The organism is Paracoccus indicus (assembly GCF_003056335.1).
GTDB classification, from domain to species: Bacteria; Pseudomonadota; Alphaproteobacteria; order Rhodobacterales; family Rhodobacteraceae; genus Paracoccus; species Paracoccus indicus.
The window spans coordinates 276,201-296,171 of the sequence record NZ_PYWA01000002.1; the positions used below are offsets into that span (position 1 = coordinate 276,201).

The 19,971-nt window shown below is 65.1% G+C and carries 20 protein-coding genes and 1 other RNA gene; 6 read left to right on the top strand and 15 right to left on the bottom strand.

Translation table 11 applies throughout. The features are described from left to right. Positions 1-4: 4 nt before the first annotated feature. Entirely contained in the window at positions 5-2,407 is a 2,403-nt protein-coding gene (locus tag DDE75_RS04270) for a penicillin acylase family protein (protein ID WP_108501145.1), read from the bottom strand. A gap of 141 nt (positions 2,408-2,548) precedes the next feature. On the opposite strand from DDE75_RS04270, the gene DDE75_RS04275 reads away from it, so the two are divergent. The 3 genes from DDE75_RS04275 to DDE75_RS04285 all read left to right on the top strand — a co-directional run bounded on the left by DDE75_RS04275 (position 2,549) and on the right by DDE75_RS04285 (position 5,636). Further along, positions 2,549-3,412 (top strand): NAD(P)-dependent oxidoreductase, encoded by an 864-nt coding sequence (locus DDE75_RS04275; protein ID WP_108501337.1) that lies wholly within the window; start codon positions 2,549-2,551, stop codon positions 3,410-3,412. A gap of 116 nt (positions 3,413-3,528) precedes the next feature. Continuing rightward, positions 3,529-3,912 (top strand): PaaI family thioesterase, encoded by a 384-nt coding sequence (locus DDE75_RS04280; RefSeq protein WP_108501146.1) that lies wholly within the window; start codon positions 3,529-3,531, stop codon positions 3,910-3,912. Positions 3,913-4,007: 95 nt separating this feature from the next. Beyond that, positions 4,008-5,636, top strand: coding sequence for a long-chain fatty acid--CoA ligase (locus DDE75_RS04285; protein ID WP_108501147.1), 1,629 nt, complete (start codon positions 4,008-4,010; stop codon positions 5,634-5,636). Here the strand turns inward: DDE75_RS04285 and DDE75_RS04290 are convergent. The 11 genes from DDE75_RS04290 to ectA form a co-directional block, all read right to left on the bottom strand. Beyond that, complete coding sequence (locus DDE75_RS04290; RefSeq protein WP_108501148.1) at positions 5,633-6,067, bottom strand: acyl-CoA thioesterase; 435 nt, start codon at positions 6,065-6,067, stop codon at positions 5,633-5,635. The genes DDE75_RS04285 and DDE75_RS04290 overlap by 4 nt on opposite strands. A 4-nt stretch (positions 6,068-6,071) precedes the next feature. After that, the gene (locus DDE75_RS04295) at positions 6,072-6,308 is read right to left on the bottom strand and encodes a ribbon-helix-helix domain-containing protein (protein WP_211659296.1); all 237 of its coding nucleotides are present in this window, start codon (positions 6,306-6,308) and stop codon (positions 6,072-6,074) included. Then, positions 6,301-6,477: a DUF4169 family protein gene (locus DDE75_RS04300; RefSeq protein WP_108501149.1), complete on the bottom strand. Its 177-nt coding sequence runs from the start codon at positions 6,475-6,477 to the stop codon at positions 6,301-6,303. Before DDE75_RS04300 ends, DDE75_RS04295 begins: the two co-directional genes overlap by 8 nt. 57 nt (positions 6,478-6,534) lie before the next feature. Continuing rightward, positions 6,535-7,929, bottom strand: coding sequence for a class II fumarate hydratase (gene fumC / locus DDE75_RS04305; protein WP_108501150.1), 1,395 nt, complete (start codon positions 7,927-7,929; stop codon positions 6,535-6,537). Between the two features lie 85 nt (positions 7,930-8,014). Then, positions 8,015-8,890 (bottom strand): dihydrodipicolinate synthase family protein, encoded by an 876-nt coding sequence (locus DDE75_RS04310; RefSeq protein WP_108501151.1) that lies wholly within the window; start codon positions 8,888-8,890, stop codon positions 8,015-8,017. Positions 8,891-8,912: 22 nt separating this feature from the next. Continuing rightward, positions 8,913-9,395 carry an SspB family protein gene (locus DDE75_RS04315; RefSeq protein WP_108501152.1) on the bottom strand — a complete coding sequence of 161 codons (483 nt, stop codon included), beginning with the start codon at positions 9,393-9,395 and terminating at the stop codon, positions 8,913-8,915. Between the two features lie 75 nt (positions 9,396-9,470). Beyond that, positions 9,471-9,826, bottom strand: a transfer-messenger RNA (tmRNA) gene (ssrA, locus tag DDE75_RS04320). Between the two features lie 77 nt (positions 9,827-9,903). Then, on the bottom strand, positions 9,904-11,343 hold the full coding sequence (locus DDE75_RS04325) for an aspartate kinase (RefSeq protein WP_108501153.1): 1,440 nt from the start codon (positions 11,341-11,343) through the stop codon (positions 9,904-9,906). Positions 11,344-11,346: 3 nt separating this feature from the next. Beyond that, positions 11,347-11,739, bottom strand: coding sequence for an ectoine synthase (locus DDE75_RS04330; RefSeq protein ID WP_108501154.1), 393 nt, complete (start codon positions 11,737-11,739; stop codon positions 11,347-11,349). A 4-nt stretch (positions 11,740-11,743) separates the two neighbouring features. Next, positions 11,744-13,039, bottom strand: coding sequence for a diaminobutyrate--2-oxoglutarate transaminase (gene ectB, locus DDE75_RS04335; protein WP_170310920.1), 1,296 nt, complete (start codon positions 13,037-13,039; stop codon positions 11,744-11,746). A 55-nt stretch (positions 13,040-13,094) separates the two neighbouring features. Continuing rightward, positions 13,095-13,631, bottom strand: coding sequence for a diaminobutyrate acetyltransferase (gene ectA, locus DDE75_RS04340; protein WP_108501340.1), 537 nt, complete (start codon positions 13,629-13,631; stop codon positions 13,095-13,097). Between the two features lie 215 nt (positions 13,632-13,846). Between ectA and DDE75_RS04345 the strand changes: the two genes are divergently transcribed. Next, complete coding sequence (locus DDE75_RS04345) at positions 13,847-14,362, top strand: MarR family winged helix-turn-helix transcriptional regulator (protein ID WP_418304171.1); 516 nt, start codon at positions 13,847-13,849, stop codon at positions 14,360-14,362. Positions 14,363-14,377: 15 nt separating this feature from the next. Here the strand turns inward: DDE75_RS04345 and gndA are convergent, their stop codons facing one another. The 3 genes from gndA to DDE75_RS04360 form a co-directional block, all read right to left on the bottom strand. Continuing rightward, the gene (gene gndA / locus DDE75_RS04350; protein ID WP_108501342.1) at positions 14,378-15,778 is read right to left on the bottom strand and encodes an NADP-dependent phosphogluconate dehydrogenase; all 1,401 of its coding nucleotides are present in this window, start codon (positions 15,776-15,778) and stop codon (positions 14,378-14,380) included. Positions 15,779-15,817: 39 nt separating this feature from the next. After that, positions 15,818-16,300: a PaaI family thioesterase gene (locus tag DDE75_RS04355; protein WP_245894614.1), complete on the bottom strand. Its 483-nt coding sequence runs from the start codon at positions 16,298-16,300 to the stop codon at positions 15,818-15,820. Between the two features lie 165 nt (positions 16,301-16,465). Then, positions 16,466-17,011 carry a biotin transporter BioY gene (locus tag DDE75_RS04360; RefSeq protein ID WP_108501344.1) on the bottom strand — a complete coding sequence of 182 codons (546 nt, stop codon included), beginning with the start codon at positions 17,009-17,011 and terminating at the stop codon, positions 16,466-16,468. Positions 17,012-17,259: 248 nt separating this feature from the next. Between DDE75_RS04360 and DDE75_RS04365 the strand changes: the two genes are divergently transcribed. Next, the gene (locus tag DDE75_RS04365; protein ID WP_108501155.1) at positions 17,260-19,548 is read left to right on the top strand and encodes a putative monovalent cation/H+ antiporter subunit A; all 2,289 of its coding nucleotides are present in this window, start codon (positions 17,260-17,262) and stop codon (positions 19,546-19,548) included. Position 19,549: 1 nt separating this feature from the next. Then, positions 19,550-19,969, top strand: a complete 420-nt coding sequence (locus DDE75_RS04370) for an MnhB domain-containing protein (protein ID WP_108501156.1) — start codon at positions 19,550-19,552, stop codon at positions 19,967-19,969. The last annotated feature ends 2 nt before the right edge of the window (positions 19,970-19,971 follow it).

A 19,971-nucleotide genomic window follows, 5' to 3' on the forward strand; every position in this document is an offset into this window, starting at 1 on the left:
CATTTCAGGGTTTGGGTGTCAGATGGGTCACGCCCGCCGCCGCCGCGCGTGCCAGTTGGGGGTCCAGCGACATGCCGATGTATTCACCCCGCCGCCACAGGCCCGACAGGTCGTCGTAATGGCGCGACAGCGGATGACCCGATTGCCCGGTCGAGACGATGAAGACCGAGCTGTCGGGATCGGCCAGGTCATAGACCCCGCGGAAGCCCGCCCCGCCGTTCGCGCGGAACGGATCGTCGCCATCTCCCAGCAGACCGCTTTGCGCGACAGTGAAATCCCCGCCCGAGATGGTCTGGCGGATGTTCATGATCCAGCCGAGCGCGGGCAGATCGCCCAGACCGGGGTGGACATGGACCGCCTCATGCAGGTCACCCCAACGCCAGCTTTCCACATCGGGGCCGAAACGCTCGGTCAGGTCCAGAAGGGCGCGGTCCAGTGCCTGACGGGCGATGGTGGTGCAATCCTCGGTCGCGGCGCTTTGGGCGATGTCGCACCAGCGCGAGGCACCGTTGCGGTTGCGGAAGACAGCCTCGATGAAGCCGGGCTGGATGCGGGTGATGTCATCGGTCAGCGGCCCGACCTGATCGCGGATCAGCCGGTCCTGCAGGGCGGCCATCCAGGCGGTATAGATCACCGGCTCGGGCAGATGCTCGCTCATGGCGCCATCCCATTCGGCCAGCAGCGACAGGGCGTCCTGGCGCTGGCGTTCGGGGGTGCCGGGGGCTGCGGGATCGCCGGTGAACCACAGATCGGCCCCGACCAGCGGCAGCAGGCGGCGCGCGGCGGGGCTGACGATGTCCAGTTGCGCGGCGATGAAGCTGTCGCGGGAATGCACCTCGCGGTCGTCCAGCAGGCGTTCCAGACGGGTCAGGCGCATCTGGTCGCCGGGGGTTTCCTCGGTCGTGAAGGACACGCCGGTATCGGGTTCGCGTGCCTGCCCCGCCAACGAGGTCGCCCCCTGCCACGCCGTTTCGGGCAACCAGCCGGGGCTGGGCATGGCGCCTCCCGTCGGATGATCCGCGCTGCGCGTGGGCAGGGCGCCCGCCGTTACATGAGACACATGGCCCTGATCGGCCAGCGTCACGTTGATGGCGGGGGCCACTACGGCGGACAGGGCGCGCGCCGCCTGATCGGGGGTCTGCGACCGCATCATTCCCATCAGCGCCGACATGGTCGTGTCCTGCCGCGACAGGCCCGTCCAGCGCAGAGCGGGGACATGCCCGATGGGCGTCACGTCGCGCAAGCCCCCGTCCAGCGCCGGGACCACGGGGCCGTTCTGCGTGTCGCGCAGCGTAATGGTACGGGCGGGGGCGTCCAGCACGCGGATGACCTCGGTCCGGGTGCGGAAGCCGGTCCAGCCCTGGGGACCGCGATAGCGATCGGCATTGCCGGGCTGGACCTCCTCGATGGCGATATCGGCGTCGTCGATGGCGGCGGGCGTCATGGCCCAGGACAGCTTGGACGACCGGCCCGACAGGATCAGCGGCATGCCGGGGATGGTCGCGCCGATGACCCCGCCCGAGGACAGCTGCACCCGCGCCAGGTAATAGAGCGAGGGCGCCGTCAGCCCCGCATGCAGGTCATTGGCCAGCAGCGTCCCACCAGCCGCCGTGCGGTCGGGGGCGGCCGCGAAGGCATTGCCGCCCAGAACCATGCCCGGACGCAGGAAGCCAAGCGGATGGTCCGCCCCACTGCGCCGACGCCGTTCCGGTGTGCCAAGCCGCGCACCGGGAAACAGCGAGGCATAGGCGGGCAGCGGATCGGCCGAGACGACCTCGGGTCCGTGATCGGGCCAGGCCAGCGACAGGCGGGCGCGCAGGATCTCGGATTGGGCGGCGTCGCTGCTGGCGGCGGCGATCAGCTTCAGGATGGCCAGCGAATCGGCGGGCTGCCAGAAGGCGATGGTATCGGGGAACAGGAAGAACTCGGGCGCGCCACGGCCCATGGCGCCCTCGTTGACGATGCGGATCCACTGGTTGACCCCCGCCGCATAGGCCGAGAGCGCCGCCTTGGTCGCATCGTCTTGCGACTGCAGCGATGCCTGCGCATTGCGATAGAGTCCCAAACGGCGCACCAGATCGTCGGCGGCGATGGCGCGGGTGCCGTGCACCTCGGCCAGACGCCCCTGGGCCGCGCGGCGCAGCAGCGTCATCTGGAACAGCCGGTCCTGCGCATGGGCCAAGCCCAGGGCAAAGAACACGTCCTCATCGGTTTCGCCGAAGATATGGGGCACATCCTCGGTCGATCGGATGATCTCGACAGGGGCCGAGATGCCCTCGACCCGGTAAGTGGCATCGTAATCGGGCAGCGACCGGATGGCGAAATACCAGATCAGGGTGACGGCCAGCACCAGCAATACGATCAGCGCGACGGTCAGCCTGAGAAGCCAGCGGAACATGGTCAGCATGCGGGGGCGGTTCCTTGGGCAGGGCGGCGCGGCACGGGTTGACCCCGGCGCGCGCGGGTGATGGTGTGCTGCATAAGACAGGTCGGCGGCCAGTTCAACGCGCCGAGGCCTTCGGAAATTCGCGACAGGCAGGAGGACAGCGTGGCACGAACGGCGTTTCTGGGATTGGGCGTGATGGGATACCCGATGGCGGGCCATCTTGCAGGTGCGGGACATGAGGTGACGGTCTTCAACCGCACGGCTGCCAAGGCGGCAGCATGGGCGGATGAACATCAGGGTCAGCATTTCGCCACCCCGCGCGAGGCGGCCGAGGGTGCCGAATTCGTGATGGCCTGCGTGGGCAATGACGACGACCTGCGGCAGGTCTGCCTTGGCCCCGACGGCGCGTTCGCGGGCATGTCCAAGGGCGCGATCTTCGTCGATCACACCACGGTTTCAGCGCAGGTGACGCGTGAACTGGCCGAAAAGGCCGCCGAGGCGGGCATCGGATATGTCGATGCGCCGGTCTCGGGCGGGCAGGCGGGCGCTGAAAACGGCCAGCTGTCGGTGATGTGCGGCGGCGCGCAGGACGACTTCGACCGCGCCGCGCCGGTGATCGACGCCTATGCCAAGATCTGCCGCCTGATGGGCGAGGTCGGCGCGGGTCAGATGACCAAGATGTGCAACCAGATCGCCATTGCCGGGCTGGTGCAGGGCCTCTCGGAATCGCTGGCCTTCGCGCAGAAGGCCGGTCTGGACGTGGCGCAGGTGGTCGAGGTCATCAGCCAGGGCGCCGCGGGCAGCTGGCAGATGGTCAACCGCCACCAGACGATGGACCGGGGCGAATTCGACCACGGCTTTGCCGTCGACTGGATGCGCAAGGATCTGGGGATCTGCCTGGCGACGGGGGATCAGATCGGGGCATCGTTGCCGGTGACGGCGCTTGTCGATCAGTTCTACAAGGATATCCAGAAGATGGGCGGCGGCAGGTGGGACACCTCGGCGCTGATCGCGCGCCTGGGCTGATACAACCGGAACACCCTGCAAGGCGCGGAATTTCGCGGCGAAGGGGTGGACCGATCGGGCGGTGGGGAACGTTGGGTTTCCGAAAGGCCGCAAGGTCCCGACAAAGGAGAGCCGCCATGGCAGAGCGCAGCCTATCAGGACAGATCCAGTTCGACATCATCGGTGTCAGCGATACCGAGGCGGAAGGCGAGATGCAGGTCCAGCCGGGCATCCTGAATCCGTTCGGCACCATCCATGCGGGCGCGCTGATCTGGTTCGCCGATGTCATCGCCACCAACCTCGTGCTGGGCGGCGAACAGATCCACGAGGGGATGGACAGCTTCCCCGTCGCCGTCACCCTGAACGGTCAGCTGCTGGCCAACCGCCGCGACGGCGTGCTGACCGCCACGGCACGATGGGTGAAACGTGGTCGTCGCCTGTCCACCGTGCGCACCGAGGTTCGCGATCAGGAGGACCGGCTGCTGCTGGACCTGACCTCGACCCATATCAGCGCGGCGTGATGCGCGACTGACCCTGCGGCAAACCCGCTTTGGCGGGTTGCGCCGCGCCTCATTCCCGCCATCATGCACCCCAAGGGACGAAGGAGGAGAGGCCCATGGATGGCATGATGATGAACCGCCCGCTGCTGCAAAGCGGCCTGCTGGATTTCGCCGCAGAGAGCTTTCCCGGATCGGAGATCGTCTCGCGCCGGGTGGAGGGCGATCTGCATCGTCAAGGCTGGGCCGATACGCGGGCGCGTGCCGTGCAGCTGTCGCTGGCCCTGCAGGACATGGGCGTGGGCCTGGGCGACCGGGTGGCGACCTTGGCGTGGAACGGCCACCGCCATCTTGAGATCTATCACGCCGTTCCGGCCATCGGGGCCGTCTGCCACACGATCAACCCGCGGCTGTCGCCCGAACAGATGTGCTTCATCGCCCATCACGCGGGCGACGGGATGCTGTTCACCGATCTGACCTTCGTGCCGCTGCTGGAAAAGCTGAAGGATCAGCTGCCGCCGATGCGCTATGTCATCATGACCGATCGCGCGCATATGCCGGAAAACATCCTCGATGCGCTCTGCTACGAGGAATTGCTGGAGGGGCGGGCCACCGACCGCGAATGGCCCGAGTTTCCGGAAACCACCGCCTCGGGGCTGTGCTATACCTCGGGGACGACGGGCGATCCCAAGGGGACGCTTTACAGCCATCGTTCCAACATGCTGCATTCGCTGGCGACGGCGGCGGTTCTGGGCCCCGATCTGGGCATCCAGCCGCGCATCCTGCCCGTGGTGCCGCTGTTTCATGTCAACGCCTGGGGGCTGCCCTTCACCGCGCCCCTGATCGGGGCCAGCCTGATCATGCCGGGGCCGAACCTCGACGGGGCCAGCCTGTGGGACCTGTGCCAAGCCGAGGGCGTGCAAAGCGCATGGGGCGTGCCGACCATCTGGCAGGGGCTCTATGCCGAGATGAAGGCCCGCGGCGCCAAGCCCGATGCCCTGCGCCACATCGTCGTCGGCGGCAGCGCCATGCCTCGCAGCCTGACCGAGGGCTTCGAGAAGCTGGGCATCGACGTGAACCACGCCTGGGGCATGACCGAGACCTCGCCCCTTGGCAGCCAGGGGTCGCTGACGGCCCAGCAGCGCGAATTGCCCTTCGATCAGCGCATGGACCTGAAGCAGACCCAAGGCCGCCGCGTCTTCGGAGTCGAGATGAAGATCATCGGCGACGACGGCAGCCGCCAGCCCCATGACGGCAAGGCGATGGGTGAGCTTTACGTCCGCGGGAATACCGTCGCCGGCGGCTATTACAACAACCCGCAGGCGGGGGCGAAGGTCATCGACAAGGACGGTTGGTTCGGGACGGGCGACATCGCCTCGATCGCGCCGGACAGCAGGCTGACCCTGCACGACCGCGCCAAGGACCTGATCAAGTCGGGCGGCGAGTGGATCAGCTCGATCGACGTGGAAAACCTGGCGCTGGCGCATCCGGGTGTGGCCCAATGCGCAGTGATCGCCATGTCGCATCCGAAATGGGATGAACGTCCGCTGATGGTGGTGAAATGCGCGGGCGATGCGCGCCCCACGTTGGAGGAGATCTGCACCACGCTGGAACGGCATCTGGCCAAATGGCAGTTCCCCGACGACCTGGTCTATGTCGACGACATGCCGATGACCGCCACCGGCAAGATCAGCAAGCTGACCCTGCGCCAGCAGTTCAAGGACCACGTGCTGCCCGACCTGCGTTAGGGGGCGCGCATGGCCTCCAGCGCGGCGCGCTGTTCGTCCGGGATGGGGACGGGACGGCGCGTCGTGTTGTCGACGGTCACCATCACGAAGTGCGACCGCGCCGATTCCGTCGGGTCATCGGCGCGGAACATCCCCATCTCGAACCGGGTCGAGGTTCGCCCGATATGGGCCACGCGCAGCCCGATGGTCAGGCGGTCGGGATAGGCGACCTCGCGCAGGAACTGGCAGCCGTTCTCGACCACCACCATGATCGGTGCGTCCGAGGCGTGGTCCAGAAAGCCCTTGTCGATCAGCGACATGTTCATCGCCTCGTCGAACAGCTCAAGGTAGGTGGCGTTGTACATATGGCCGAACTGGTCGTTGTCGCGCCAGCGTGTCTGCATGGGCTGAAAGACGGCATAGGCGTCGCGGTGGCGGGCGGGTTCGGACATCGTGTCAATCCTTGGTCATCAGGCCGTGCAGCACGAATAGCCGCAGCGCCGTCGCCAACCCCACATCGGGCGGGCGGGCATGGTCGATATGGCCGATCAGGGCGGCGCGGGTCATGTCGCGGGCACCGGCCTCGACGGTCAGCAGCCGCCAGAACGGATCCTCCAGCGAGACCGAGGTTCGGTGCCCGTCGATCGTCACCGAGCGCTTGGCTGGCGGCGACATGGGGGGCAGGTCAATCATCGGTGCGATGCCTGTCCAGCCTGCGTGCGTCCTGTTCGGCCAAGGCCTTGCGCAGATCGGAAACAGGCTTTGCCTCGCCGTGCTTTGCGGCGCTGGCATCGGCTTCGGACCGCTTGTGGTCGCGGTCACGCTGCTTGCGGGCGGTGCGCAGGTTGATGACGCGGGCCATGGCGGTGCCTTTGTTGGAAAAGGGGCGGGACCATGATGGCCCCGCCCTGATCGGTGATCAACCCTTGGGGCTGATCATCTCCTCGGGGCGGACGACGCGGTCGAAGGTCTCGCCGTCGACGAAGCCCAGGTTGATCGCCTCTTCGCGCAGGGTGGTGCCGTTCTTATGCGCGGTCTTGGCGACCTTGGTGGCGTTGTCATAGCCGATGGTGGGGGCCAGCGCCGTGACCAGCATCAGCGATTCCTTCATCAGCTTCTCGATGCGTTCGACGTTGGCCTTCGTGCCCACGACCATGTTGTCGGTGAAGCTGCCCGCCGCATCGCCCAGAAGCTGCATCGACTGCATCAGGTTGTAGGACATCATCGGGTTGTAGACGTTCAGCTCGAAATGTCCCTGCGACCCGGCGAAACCGATGGCCGCGTCATTGCCCATGACATGGGCGCAGACCATGGTCAGCGCCTCGGCCTGGGTCGGGTTCACCTTGCCCGGCATGATCGAGGAACCGGGTTCGTTTTCCGGCAGGATCAATTCGCCCAGACCCGAACGCGGACCGGACCCCAGCAGGCGCATGTCGTTGGCGATCTTGAACAGCGATGCCGCCACCGTCTTCAGCGCGCCCGAGAACATGACCATCGCGTCATGAGCGGCCAGCGCCTCGAACTTGTTGGGGGCGGTGACGAAGGGCAGGTCGGTGATCTTGGCGATCTCGGCCGCGATGGCGGTGTCCCAGCCCTTCTTGGTGTTCAGGCCCGTGCCGACGGCGGTGCCACCCTGCGCCAGCTCATAGATGTCGGGCAGGCAGGCCTTCACCCTCTCGATCCCCTTGCGGACCTGATGGGCATAGCCGCCGAATTCCTGGCCAAGCGTCAGCGGCGTCGCATCCTGGGTGTGGGTGCGGCCGATCTTGATGATGTCCTTGAATTCGTCCGACTTGGCCTCCAGCGCGGATGCCAGCTTTTCCAGACCCGGCAGCAGCACGTCGCGCGCCATCATGCCGATGCCGACATGCATGGCCGTCGGGAAGGTGTCGTTCGACGACTGGCCCATGTTGCAGTGGTCGTTGGGGTGGACGGGCTTCTTGGAGCCCATCTCGCCGCCCATGATTTCGATCGCGCGGTTGCTGATCACCTCGTTGGCGTTCATGTTCGATTGGGTGCCCGACCCCGTCTGCCAAACGACCAGCGGGAAGTTGTCGTCGAACTTGCCCTCGAAGACCTCGGTCGCGGCCTGTTCCATCGCATCGGCCAGATCGGCGGGCAGATCGCCATTGGTGCGGTTCACGCGGGCGGCGGCCAGCTTGATGGCACCAAGCGCGCGGATGATGGCGACGGGCTGGCGTTCCCAACCGATGGGGAAGTTGATGATGGACCGCTGCGTCTGAGCGCCCCAGTATTTCGACGCATCGACGTCCAGCGGGCCAAAGCTGTCGGTTTCGGTACGGGTCTTGGTCATCGGGTCGCTCCCTTGCGGTTTTCACGCGGGTTGTAGCGGCGCAGGGCCGGATTCGCAATTGGTATGCAACGGTATGCGGGCGGCGTCAGCCCTGCAGTGCGTCGATGGCAGAACCCAAGCGTGGCATCGCATCATCGGGCAGGGGCAGCAGCGGACGCGGGGGCAGGGCCGTCGTCAGCCCCATGATACGGGCCGCTGCATGGACCACACGCAGGCTGCCATGGGCGATGAACAGATCCCAGAGCGTTTGGAACCGCGCCTGCCATTCCTGCGTCGGATTGTGATCGCCCGACATGGCCGCGCGTGTTAACGCCAGCGATTGCTCCGGCCACAAACCCGCCGCGACGCTGAACCAGGCATCCGCGCCTGCCAGCAGGGCATCCGCGCAGCCCCAGTCACCGCTGTAGCCGATGGCGAAACCCGATGGCAGCAGGCTGCGCAGCTCTGCGATGCGTCCCGTAAAATCATCATCGGCGGGCAGGGGCATCTTGACGGCGCTCACCTGCGGCAGCTGCGCCAGCCGGGCCAGCAGTTCCGGGCTGAAGGAGAAATGCGTGGTCGATGGGTTGTTGTAGATGCAGATCGGCAGATCCGAGGCCCCTGCGACGGTCCTGAAATGCTGAAAGACCTCATCCTCGGTCAAAGGGGTATAGGACATGGGCGCCAGCAGCAGCCCCGCCGCGCCCGCATCGGCGGCATGACGGGCCAGCCGCGCCGAGACGTCGCTGCGCAGCGCCCCGACGCCTACGATGACCGGCGCTTGCGCCGCGTCCAAGGCGATCTGGGTCGCCCGCATCCGTTGATCCGGCGTCAGATAGGCATAGCCCCCGGTCGAACCCAGGATCCCGATGCTGTCGACGCCGGCCTGCCCGAGGCGGTCGATCAGGCCCGCCAGTTCCGCAGCGATCGGATTGCCGTCATCATCAGTGGGGGTGATGGGGAAGGCGGACAATCCATGCATCGCAGTCGTCCCCGTCGCCAGTTTACTTGCGCCAGCGATCCAGGCTGACGACCTCTCCGCCGCCCGAAGGGGGGGTGTCGTCGCCGTCATCCTCGGCGTTGAGGTCGAAATCGGCGTCGACCTCGGCATCCTCATCCTCGTCCTCGCCGTCCTGCGTCTCGAAGCGCAGGCCGAATTCGACCGAGGGGTCGACGAAGGTGCGCAGCGCATCGAAGGGGATGTGCAGCGGTTCGGGGGAATTGCCGAAATTCAATGTGATGGTGAAATGGTCGTCCGCCACGGTCAGGTTGTCGAACCAGTTCTGCACGACGATGGTCATTTCCTCGGGATAGCGTTCGCGCAGCCAATCGGCCATCTCGACGCCATCGTCGCGAGTATCGAAGGTGATGAAGAAATGGTGTTCGCCCGGCAGGCCGTCGCGCGCGACCTTGCGCAGCACTTCGGCAATCAGCCCCTGCATCGCGCGATGCATCATTCCGCCGTAATCCAATTCAGACCGCGCCATGGTTCAACCTTTCATCTTGCGCGCCAAGCATAGGGATATGGGCGTCGAAGAAAAGGGGGGCATGTGGGGAAATGAGGTGCAGGATTCTGTTGCCAGGCTCCTGCGGGCCCCGCCTTACGCTGCTAGGCGCAAGGGCTTAGGTTTCGATCTTTCGGACTGCTTACGCAGCCAGAGCGACCGGAGCACGGTTGTCATTGGCAACTGTACGTTTTGCACCGATAACGGTAGTAGCTCACCGAGACAAAGCTTACCCCTTTAGACGTTCGTCGATCCTGTTTCGGCCCCATTCGCCCCCAATGAAGGGTTGTCTGGTGGAGCCGCCGGGTACCGCCCCCGGGTCCGATCCGCTTATTACGAGCGCGTTTATGTCCATAGTCCGAATTGCTTCGAACAGATCTGATATAGGACGGTGGTCCTGTGGCTGCAAGGGGGCAGGGGCTTCACCCGGAACAGGAAAAGGGGGCGAACCTTGCGGAACGCCCCCTTGGGGTTTCTTGGCTTATAGGCCTCAGGCGGCCTTGCTGATCAGCTGCGCCTGATCTTCGACCAAGGCGCGGTGCAGGGCCTTGATGACACCTGCCAGCGAGTCGCGTTCGACGATGAACTGCACATCGACGGGACGGGGGCCCTGCGTCGCGCCGATCGCCTCCAGATCGGCCGCAGCCAGCGCGTTCAAGCCGCGGCTGAGGACTGCCAGACCGTCCAGATCACGTCCCACGGCCGAGGCCATGGCCACCGCGCGCGAGGAGACATCGGCCGAGGGGTAACGCTCGGTCAGGTCCTTTTCAACGCGGCGCAGCACCTTGAGGCTGCTGTCGACGTAATGCGTGATCGTATTGGCGTTAGACACCTTGCTGACAATGCGCACCTTGTGACGGGTCAGCACCTCGAGGATGAAGGCGTCATAGCCCTTGGCCCCGACCATGTCCTGCTCGAACAGTTCCAGCGCCAAGACGTCCAGACCGGTGACGATCTCGACCCCCGGCTCGGAGGCGGGCTGATCGTCGATCAGGGTGCCGGGATCATGCGGTTCGAAGGCATTGGTCACGCGCAGGGGAACGCCCGATTGGCGCAGCGTCTTGGCGGCCTTGGGGTGGATCGCCTCCATTCCCAGGTTCGACAGCTGGTCGGCCACGTCGTAATTGGTGCGCCCCAGCTTGCGGACGGCATCCGCGCCGACAAGGTTCGGGTCCGCCGAGGACAGGTGGAACTCCTTGTGGATGATCGCCTCGCGTGCGCCGGTCAGGGCGGCAAGCCGCGAGAAGGTCACCTCGGAATAGCCGCGGTCGAATTCGCGCATCAGGCCTTCGCGGCACTGGGCATAGCCGGTGACGATCGGGATCTCGGAATGCGGATCGACGCCTTCCATTGCACCGGTGATGCGTTCGTCCAGGCTGACCTCGCCCTCGTCGCGCCAACCCGACAGGTCGACGAAACGCGCCTGAACACCGGCCCGCTGGATCATCAGCGTGGTGACGAAGGCGGAATGCGCCTCGCCCAGGCCCGAGAGCAATTCGCGGGTCTGCAGCATGTGTTCGGAGAGGCGGAAATGGCCATAGGAGCACAGGCGCTGCAGGTCGATCAGGCAGTTGCGGGCGCCAAGGATGCGGTCACGCACGAAGTCGTCGGCACGTTCCAGATCACCGGGATGTTCCAGGATACCGCGATGCGCCTCGATCATGGCGTCCGAGACGCGGTCCAACGCCTCGAGCCAGCCATGGTCGCCGCCGCCGTTGGCGAAGGCCGCATAGACGCCGGGCTTGCCCGACTTCTTGTGCTCCAGCAGCAGGTTGGTGATGCCGCCGAAGGCCGAGACCACGAAGATCCGACCGTATAGGTCGGTCCCCGTGCGGTCCCCGATCAGCAGGGTGTCGCGCAACTCATGGACCCGCGACATCGACGTGCCACCGATCTTTTCGACCGTGTGTGTGTTGTTCGGGTCTGCCATGACTTACGCCGTTTCTTCGGCAGGGGCATAGCTGCCGTCTTCGCGGTGAACTTCGGTCCCGGTCACGGGCGGGTTGAAGCAGCAGGCCATGACCAGCGTCTCTTCCGCGCGCAGGATGTGCTTGTCGTGAAGGTTCAGTGCATACATCACGCCGGGCGTGATCTCATGCGTTTCACCGGTACCCAGATCGGTGATCGAGCCTTTGCCCTGCATGCAGAACACGCTTTCGAAGTGATGCTTATAGTGGAACTGGTGTTCCGACCCCGCATGAAGTGTCGTGATGTGGAACGAGAACCCCATTCCGTCGTCGGCCAACAGCATGCGGACCGAGTTCCACTGGGCGTCCGAAACCGAACGGTCGGTGTCTTTGAGCTTGTTGAAATCGCGTACAATCATGATGTTACTCCGCTGCAATCTTGGTCGTGGAAAGGACGTCGCGGGCTGCATCCAGCAGGATGTCGAAGCCCTTGTTGAAAACTTCGATGGGCGTCGTCAGCGCGGCCAGTACCTTGACCACCTGATCCTCGTTCCCCGAGGTTTCGATGATCAGGCCGTTCTCAAAGGCGCGGGCGCAAATGGCGGCGGCCAGTTCGCCGGTGCCGACATCGACGCCGCGCATCAGGCCGCGGCCCTTCAGGTAGGCGCCGGGGATCATTTCGGCCAGTTCGGTCAGGCGCTTTTCGATCAGCGCGGCCTTTTCGGCCAGTTCGGCCTCGAAAGCCTTGTCGGACCAGAACTTCTCGATGGCGACGCGGGCGGTCACGAAGGCATGGGTGTTGCCCCGGAAGGTGCCGTTGTGTTCGGCAGGTCCGAAAACGTCATGTTCGGGGCGCACCAGAACCATCGCCAGCGGCAGGCCGAAGCCCGAGATCGACTTGGCCATCGGCACCAGGTCCGGCACGACGCCCATGTCCTCGAACGAGAAGAACTTGCCGCTGCGACCGCAACCGGCCTGGATGTCATCCAAGATCAGCAGCGCGCCGTGGCGCTTGGCGATATCGGCCAGCTTGCAGACGAATTCACCCGAGGCTGCGTTCAGGCCGCCCTCGCCTTGGATCGTCTCCAGCATGATCGCCGCCGGTGCGTCGATGCCGCCCGAGGCGTCCGACAGCATCTGATCCAGCAGAGCCGCGCTGTCCACGCCATCGGCGTAATCGTCATAGGGCATGCGCGTCACGCCAGTCGCATCCATGCCGGCACCGCCGCGGTGATACCCGTTGCCGGTCGCGGCCAAGGCACCCATGGTCACGCCGTGGAAGCCGTTGGTGAAGGCGATGATATTGGTGCGACCTGTCGATTTGCGGGCGATCTTCATGGCAGCCTCGACGGCATTCGCGCCGGTCGGACCCATGAACATTACGCGATGATCCATGCCACGGGGCTTCAGGATGTGTTTTTCGAAGGCACCCAGGAAGTCGGCCTTGGTGGTGGTGTGCAGGTCCAGACCATGGGCGATGCCGTCATTGGTGATGTGATCGACCAGCGCGGCCTTCATGTCCGGGTCGTTGTGGCCATAGTTCAGCGACGAACAGCCGGCCAGAAAATCGATGTATTCGGTGCCATCCTCGGCGCGCATGATCGAACCGCTGGCCGAGGTGAAGACATTCGGGATGCCCCGGCAATAGGATCGAGCCTCGCTTTCGCGGCGGGTGAAGATGGTCTTGTCGGTGTCAGTCGTCATCATGTCGTTGGGCATAGGATATCCTTTCGCATCAGGATGCGTTCTGAATTGCTTAGATAGCTGAATGAATTTAAGCGGCTTTCGCCTGCGCCGCATCCGACGGCAGGGTGATGGTCACCATATGCTCGGTCGCGTGATGGCCCGCAAAATGCCGATGGCGCATGAAGTGGGGGTCATCGCTCAGCTTGCCGCCCATGTGGCGGGCAAAGCTGCGGAACAGGCCCCAGGATGCGTCGTTGTCCAGCGTGATCGTGGTGTTGATCCGGGTCGCATCGGCGCATTCGTCGCGTCCGACCAGATGCGTCAGCATCTTGCGTCCCAGCCCCAAACCACGGGCTTCCTTGCCAACTGCGACCTGCCAGACGAACAATGCGTCCTGGTTCGGGATCATGTGACCCGAAATCCAGCCGACCACTTCACCGTCCAGCTCTGCGACGACGCAGGTGTCGCGGAAGTGTTCAGCCTGCACCAGATTGCAGTACATCGAGTTCTCGTCCAACGGCTTGCAGCTGCGCACCAGCTCCCAGATGGCGGCGCCATCGGTTGCGTCTGGCTTGCGCAGAGTCAGCTGCTGGGGGCGTTCGATGTCTTGCATGTCTTTGGGCATGTGCGGCTGGTCCTCAATTGCTTCGACCATCTAACTAGTAAACTTGCCCTATGGTTGCAAGGGAATCGCAAATATTTGGGCCTTTTCAGCTAAGTAACTTAGATTTAAAGGCTTATTCGCGCTTTTCGACACGGGTCCGTGATGAAACCCGTTCGTCAAGCAAATTATTTACCCGATGAAGCACCCGGCATTGCCTTGCCGCCCACCCGAATGGCATGATGGACACCATGACGCAGCCCGCCCCATATCCCCGCACGGATGACGCTCTGATCGCGCTGCGGCGCATCCTGAGGGCCACCGAACAATACGAACGCGAACTGGCGCAATCGGCGCGGCTGACGCCTGCCAAGCTGCGGGTGTTGCAGATCCTTGCCGCGGCCGAGGGGCAGCGTGCGACACCGACGACGCTGGCGGGCCGCATGGGGGTCAGCCAGGCGACCGTGACGGCCTTGGTCGATCAGCTGAACAAGCTGGGTCTGACGTCGCGCGAAAGATCGGTGACTGACCGGCGACAGCTGCATGTGATCCTGACCGAAGGGGGCGCGCAGGCGTTGCGCGATGCACCCGACGCGCTGCAGCAGCATTTCGTCAAGGGCTTCCAGAGCATGCAGGATTGGGAACAGTCGATGCTGGTCGCGGCGCTGGAACGCGTGGCCGCCATGCTGAACGCACAGGGCATCGATGCCTCGCCCGTACTGACCTTGGGTGAGATCAGCCGCCCGCGCGGCTGATCCCGGTATCCTCGATCAGGCGTTGCTGCCCCAGGGGCCGTGGCTGTCCTGAACTTCGTCCAGACGTTCGAACCCGTGGGCGCCGAAGAAGTCGCGCTGTGCCTGCAGCATGTTTGCCGTGCCGCGTGCCGTGCGCATCATGTCGAACCACATCAACCCCGAGGCAAGCGCCGGCAGCGCGTGACCGGCGGCAATGCCCTGCGACACGACCTGGCGCAGGGCGGGGACGCCCTTTTCGATCAGATCGGCAAAGAAGGGCGCCATGATCAGGTTGCGGTCGGGGTTTTCGCCCAAGGCTTCGGCCATGTCGTTCAGCATCGAGGACCGGATGATGCAGCCCGCGCGCCAGACCTTGGCGATCTCGGGCAGGTTCAGGGTCCAGCCGAAGCGCTCGGACGCGCCCGAGATCATCGTGAAGCCCTGCGCATAGCACATGATCTTGCCGACGATCAGCGCCTGCTCCAGCGCCTTCGGGTCCATGTCGCAAGGCTGGGGGGCGGCGCCGAAGCGATCCTGACCGGCCTTGCGTTCATCCAGACGGGCCGAGACGTTGCGCGCCATCACGGCAGCCTCGATCACGGGGATGGGGGCGGAGAGGTGCTGCGCCTCGATGGCGGTCCAGCGGCCCGTGCCTTTCTGGCCTGCACGGTCCAGGATGACATCGGGCATGGGCTTGCCGGTATGCTTGTCGGCGGCTGCCGTGACCTTGGCCGAGATCTCGATCAGATAGCTGGACAGCACGCCCTCGTTCCAGCCCGCGAAGACGTCCGAGATGGCGCCCGCATCCATGCCCATGCCGTCGCGCATCAGGCCATAGACCTCGGCGATCATTTGCATGTCGGCGTATTCGATGCCGTTGTGGACCATCTTGACGAAGTGACCGGCACCCGCGTCACCCATGCGCGCCGCGCAGGGTTCACCATCGTCCGCCTTGGCCGAGATCGCGTTCATCACCTTGGACACACGGTCCCAATCGGCCGCATCGCCGCCGCCCATGATGGCCGGACCGTGACGCGCGCCCTCTTCACCACCCGAGACGCCCATGCCCAGGAAGTGGAAGGGCAGGCCCGCGTCGCTGCGGCGGTTGGTATCGTGGAAATCGGCGTTGCCCGCATCGATCACCAGATCGTCCGCATCCAGCAGCGGGGTCAGCGCCTCGAGCTGCGCATCGACGGCGGGACCTGCGGGCACCATCAGGACGATGGCGCGGGGGGGCGTGATGGCGGCGACGAAATCGGCCAGGGTCTCGGTCGGGATGACGCTGTCGGCCAGATCGCCCGCGGTTGCGTGGAACTTGCGCGTCACCTCGGTCGTGCGGTTCCAGACGGCGATGGGAAAGCCCTTCTCGGCGATGTTCAGCGCCAGCGCCGCCCCCATGGTCCCCAATCCGATCAGCCCGATATTTGCCTGTGCCATCATTCCACCCTTTGCGGTTCACATCAGTTTTGCGGCTGTCTACGACAAGCCGGGGGTGGTGTCACGTGGGGGGCTTTCCGGAGCGCTGGCTGGCAGGCAGATCAGTGTCTGCAGTCCCGTGGCGACATGGGTCCGGTCGTCGCCCTGCTGAGCATGCACGTCCAGCTGACAGACGGTCAGCGTCCGGCCCGACCGGATCACCCGCCCCACGGCGATCAGGCATTCGCCACGGGCGGGGGCCAGCAGGTTCATCTTGAATTCCGTGGTCAGCACGCTGCTGTCGGGCGGAAATTGCGTGAAGCCGGCAAAGCCCCCGGCCGTATCCGCCAGCGCCGAGGTCGCGCCCGCATGGAAAAAGCCGTGGTGCTGGGTCAGCCGAGCGTCATAGGGCAGGCGCAGCGTCACCTCTCCGGGTCGAATGCAGGCGATTTCGACGCCCAGATGCTGCATCAGGCCCTGTGCTGCAAAGCTCTCCTCGACCCGACGGATGATGTCGCCGTGCAGCGGTTCGTCATGGGGCATGTCGGTCGCGTCCTTTTATGGGAACGGTTGCGTGACGCGGGCCATCTTGCACGTCGTGCAGTCAGGGCGATAGCGCAAAAGCCTGTGATGACGCAGGGGCAGAACGCAGGGACGGGGCCGATGGCGGCCCCGTTCGCTTTTCTTACCCGAGGACGTGTGCCGGTATCAGCCGCGCAGGCGACGACCGGCCTGCAGCAGCATGGTACCGATGACGATCTTGACCATATCGCCCAGGATGAAGGGTGCCACGCCCACCGCCAGCAGCTTGTCCGACGGCACGAAGCCCGACAGCCAGATCAGCCCCGGAACATAGATGGCGACGGTCCCGGCGATCAGCGCCACGGCCTTCATCCCAGGGCCCCGACCGCGTGCCAGAACGCCGGTCACGACCATGGCCAGCGCCATGCCGATCAGGAAGCCGGTCGTTGGCCCCGCCAGATAGGCCAGCCCCAGCCCGCGTTCCGGCGATCCGGCAAAGACCGGCAGGCCCGCGATGCCCGCCGCCATGTAGGCGCCCATGGCCGCCAGCCCCAAGCGCGGCCCAAGCCCCGCCGCGATGACCAGCACGGCCAGCGTCTGCAGGGTCATCGGAACCGGCCAGAAGGGAACCTGCACCTTGGCGCCAAGTGCGATCAGCGCCGCCGCCGCCAGGGTCAGGCCGATCTGCATGGCCGGGTTCCGGGTGTCGATAAGCGTCTTGGCGTGCTGCATGGGATATCCTTTTCCTGTCTGTCGAATCGCGATGGACGGGCCGTCGCGCTTGCGCGCCATACTGAAACCAAGCCTGCCCTGCGGCAAGACCGGCCCTGCCGACATCGGCGCATTTCATCCCCGACCCCGCCTGCCGGCATGTCATTTTCGTGACTTGTGCGACGATTAGCGCCCGCGGGCGTCTGTTTTCCCCCCGGAAAGGGTGCTAGACCCTGCGCCAAACGCATGCCGCGACAGAGGTTCGAGACATGGCTGACGACTATATCAAGGTGCCACGCTTCATGGGCGGGCCTGCCGGGTGGATATCGATCCTGTTTCCGGCGGCACTCTTCATCTATTTCGCAGGTCTGCTGCCGCAGATCGCCCAAACACCGGTCATGCGGGGCATCGACTGGGTGCCGTCGCTGGGCATCCGGCTGTCGGTGATTCTGGACGGGCTCAGCATGACCTTCGCGCTGCTGATCACCGGGATCGGGACGGCGGTGACGCTGTATTCGTCGCGCTATCTGGGCGATCACCCGCATTATCCGCGCTTCGTCAGCTATCTGCTGATCTTCATGGTGGGGATGCTGGGCCTTGTGCTGGCCGACAACCTGATCTCGGTCTTCGTCTTCTGGGAGGTCACGACGATCTCCTCCTACCTGCTGATCGGATTCAATGCCGACAAGGCGGCGTCGCGGCGTTCGGCGCTTCAGGCGCTGCTGGTCACCGGGGCAGGGGGGCTGATCCTGCTGGCGGGCATCATCGTTCTTGGCAACATCGCCGGCAGCTATGAGCTATCGGAGATCCTGCCCCAGGGCGACATGATCCGCGCCCATCCCTGGTACCTGGCGATCCTGCTGATGTTCCTGGCAGGGGCCTTCACCAAATCGGCGCAGGTGCCGTTCCATTTCTGGCTGCCCAATGCCATGGCCGCGCCGACGCCGGTTTCGGCCTATCTGCACAGCGCCACCATGGTGAAGGCGGGCGTCTTCCTGATGGCGCGGATGAACCCGGCGTTGGGCGGCACCGATGTCTGGTTCTGGGTGCTGACCATCTTTGGCGGCGTGACGGCGGTCTTCGCCTCGGTCATGGCGCTGCGCCAGACGGACATCAAGCAGGTGCTGGCCTATACCACGCTGATGGCGCTGGGCACGCTGACCATGTTCATCGGCGCGGGCACGCATTACGCCATCTCGGCGGCGATGCTGTTCCTGGTGGTGCACTCGCTCTACAAGGCGGCGCTGTTCCTGATGATCGGCATCGTGGACCATTCGACGGGCACGCGCGACGCGACGGTGCTGCGTGGCCTTGGCCGCGCCATGCCGCTGACCGCGCTTGCCGCCGCATTGGCGGCGCTGAGTATGGCGGGCATCCCGCCGCTGGTGGGCTTTGTCGGCAAGGAATACATGTACAAGGCCAGCCTGGGCCTGGATCAGGGCATGATCTGGGTGACGGCGATGACCTTCGCCGCCAGCGCGCTGATGTTCGTGGCGGGCGGGATCGTCGCGCTGAAGCCCTTCCGCGGGCAGCTGGCCGAGACGCCCCACAAGGCGCATGAAGGCCCGTGGCAGATGCTGGCGGGACCGCTGGTTCTGGGCGCGCTGTCGCTGACCTTCGGCCTGATGCCGGACCTGCTGGGCGAATATATCGTCGGTCCCGGCGCCCGCGCCGTCTATGGCCCGCATGAGGATCTGCACCTGCACCTGTGGGGCGGCTTGAACGCGGCGCTGTACCTGTCGCTGGCGACCTTCGCAGCCGGTCTGCTGCTGTATCTGGTTCACACTCGCATCCGCAGCGCCCTGACCCGCATCGAGAACCGAAACCCGATCGATTTCGACGCCGGATGGGACCGCCTGCTGGACGGCTTCAAGGCTTTTGCCGCATGGCAGACGGGGCTGATCCAGACGGGCAGCCTGCAGCGCTATATGGCGGTGATCTTCGGCGCCTTCATCGTGATGGTCGGGGGCACCTATCTGGTCAAGGGCGCCTTCAGCGGCCTGCCAGGCCTGTCGCAGGCCGAGGCGCATCCCGTGCAATGGACCGTTCTGGCGCTGATCGCGGTCGGATCCATTCTGGTGGTCTGGACGCACAGCCGGATGACCGCGGTGGCGGGCATGGGCGTGGTGGGGATCGGCGTGTCGCTGATCTTCATCATCTTCAGCGCCCCCGATGTCGCCATCACCCAGCTGCTGGTCGAGGTTCTGGTCGTCGTGCTGGTCAGCCTTGTGATGCTGCGGCTGCCCTATCTGCCGCGCCGGTCGTCCAAGAATTTCCGCACCGGACATGCGATCATCGCAGGCGGGGTGGGGGTCGTGACGACCTTCCTGATGATCTCGGTCCTGGGCAGCGATTTCGATCCGCGGCTGACCGAGTTCTTCGAAAAGGCGTCCTATCCCGATGCCCATGGCCGCAACATCGTGAACGTGATCCTGGTCGATTTCCGTGCCCTGGACACCTTCGGCGAGATCACCGTGGTCACCATGGCGGCCATCGCGGCCTATGCCCTGCTGCGCGGCGTCAAGAAGGCCGTGCCGGACGACGAGAGGGAGGCATAAGATGCAGTCGCTGATCCTGACCACCACCACGCGCCTGCTGGTCGCCCTGCTGCTTGTGTTTTCGGTCTATGCGCTGCTGCGCGGCCACAACCTGCCGGGCGGCGGCTTCATCGGCGGGCTGATCGGGGCCACGGCCTTCATTCTCTATGCCATCGCGGCCTCGGTCGAGGATGCGGCGCGTGCGCTGAAGGTCGATCCCGCCAATATCGCCATGCTTGGCGTCGGCGTCGCAGGCCTTTCCGGTCTGTCCGCGGGGCTTGCGAACCAGCCCTTCTTCACCGGCCAATGGCTGTTTCTTTTCGCCGAGGATGGCGGCAAGGGCATCCCGATCTCATCGGTGCTGTTCTTCGACATCGGCGTCTACATGGCGGTTTTCGGCGGCATCCTGACGCTTGTCTTCGCCCTTGAACGGGAGATCTGATC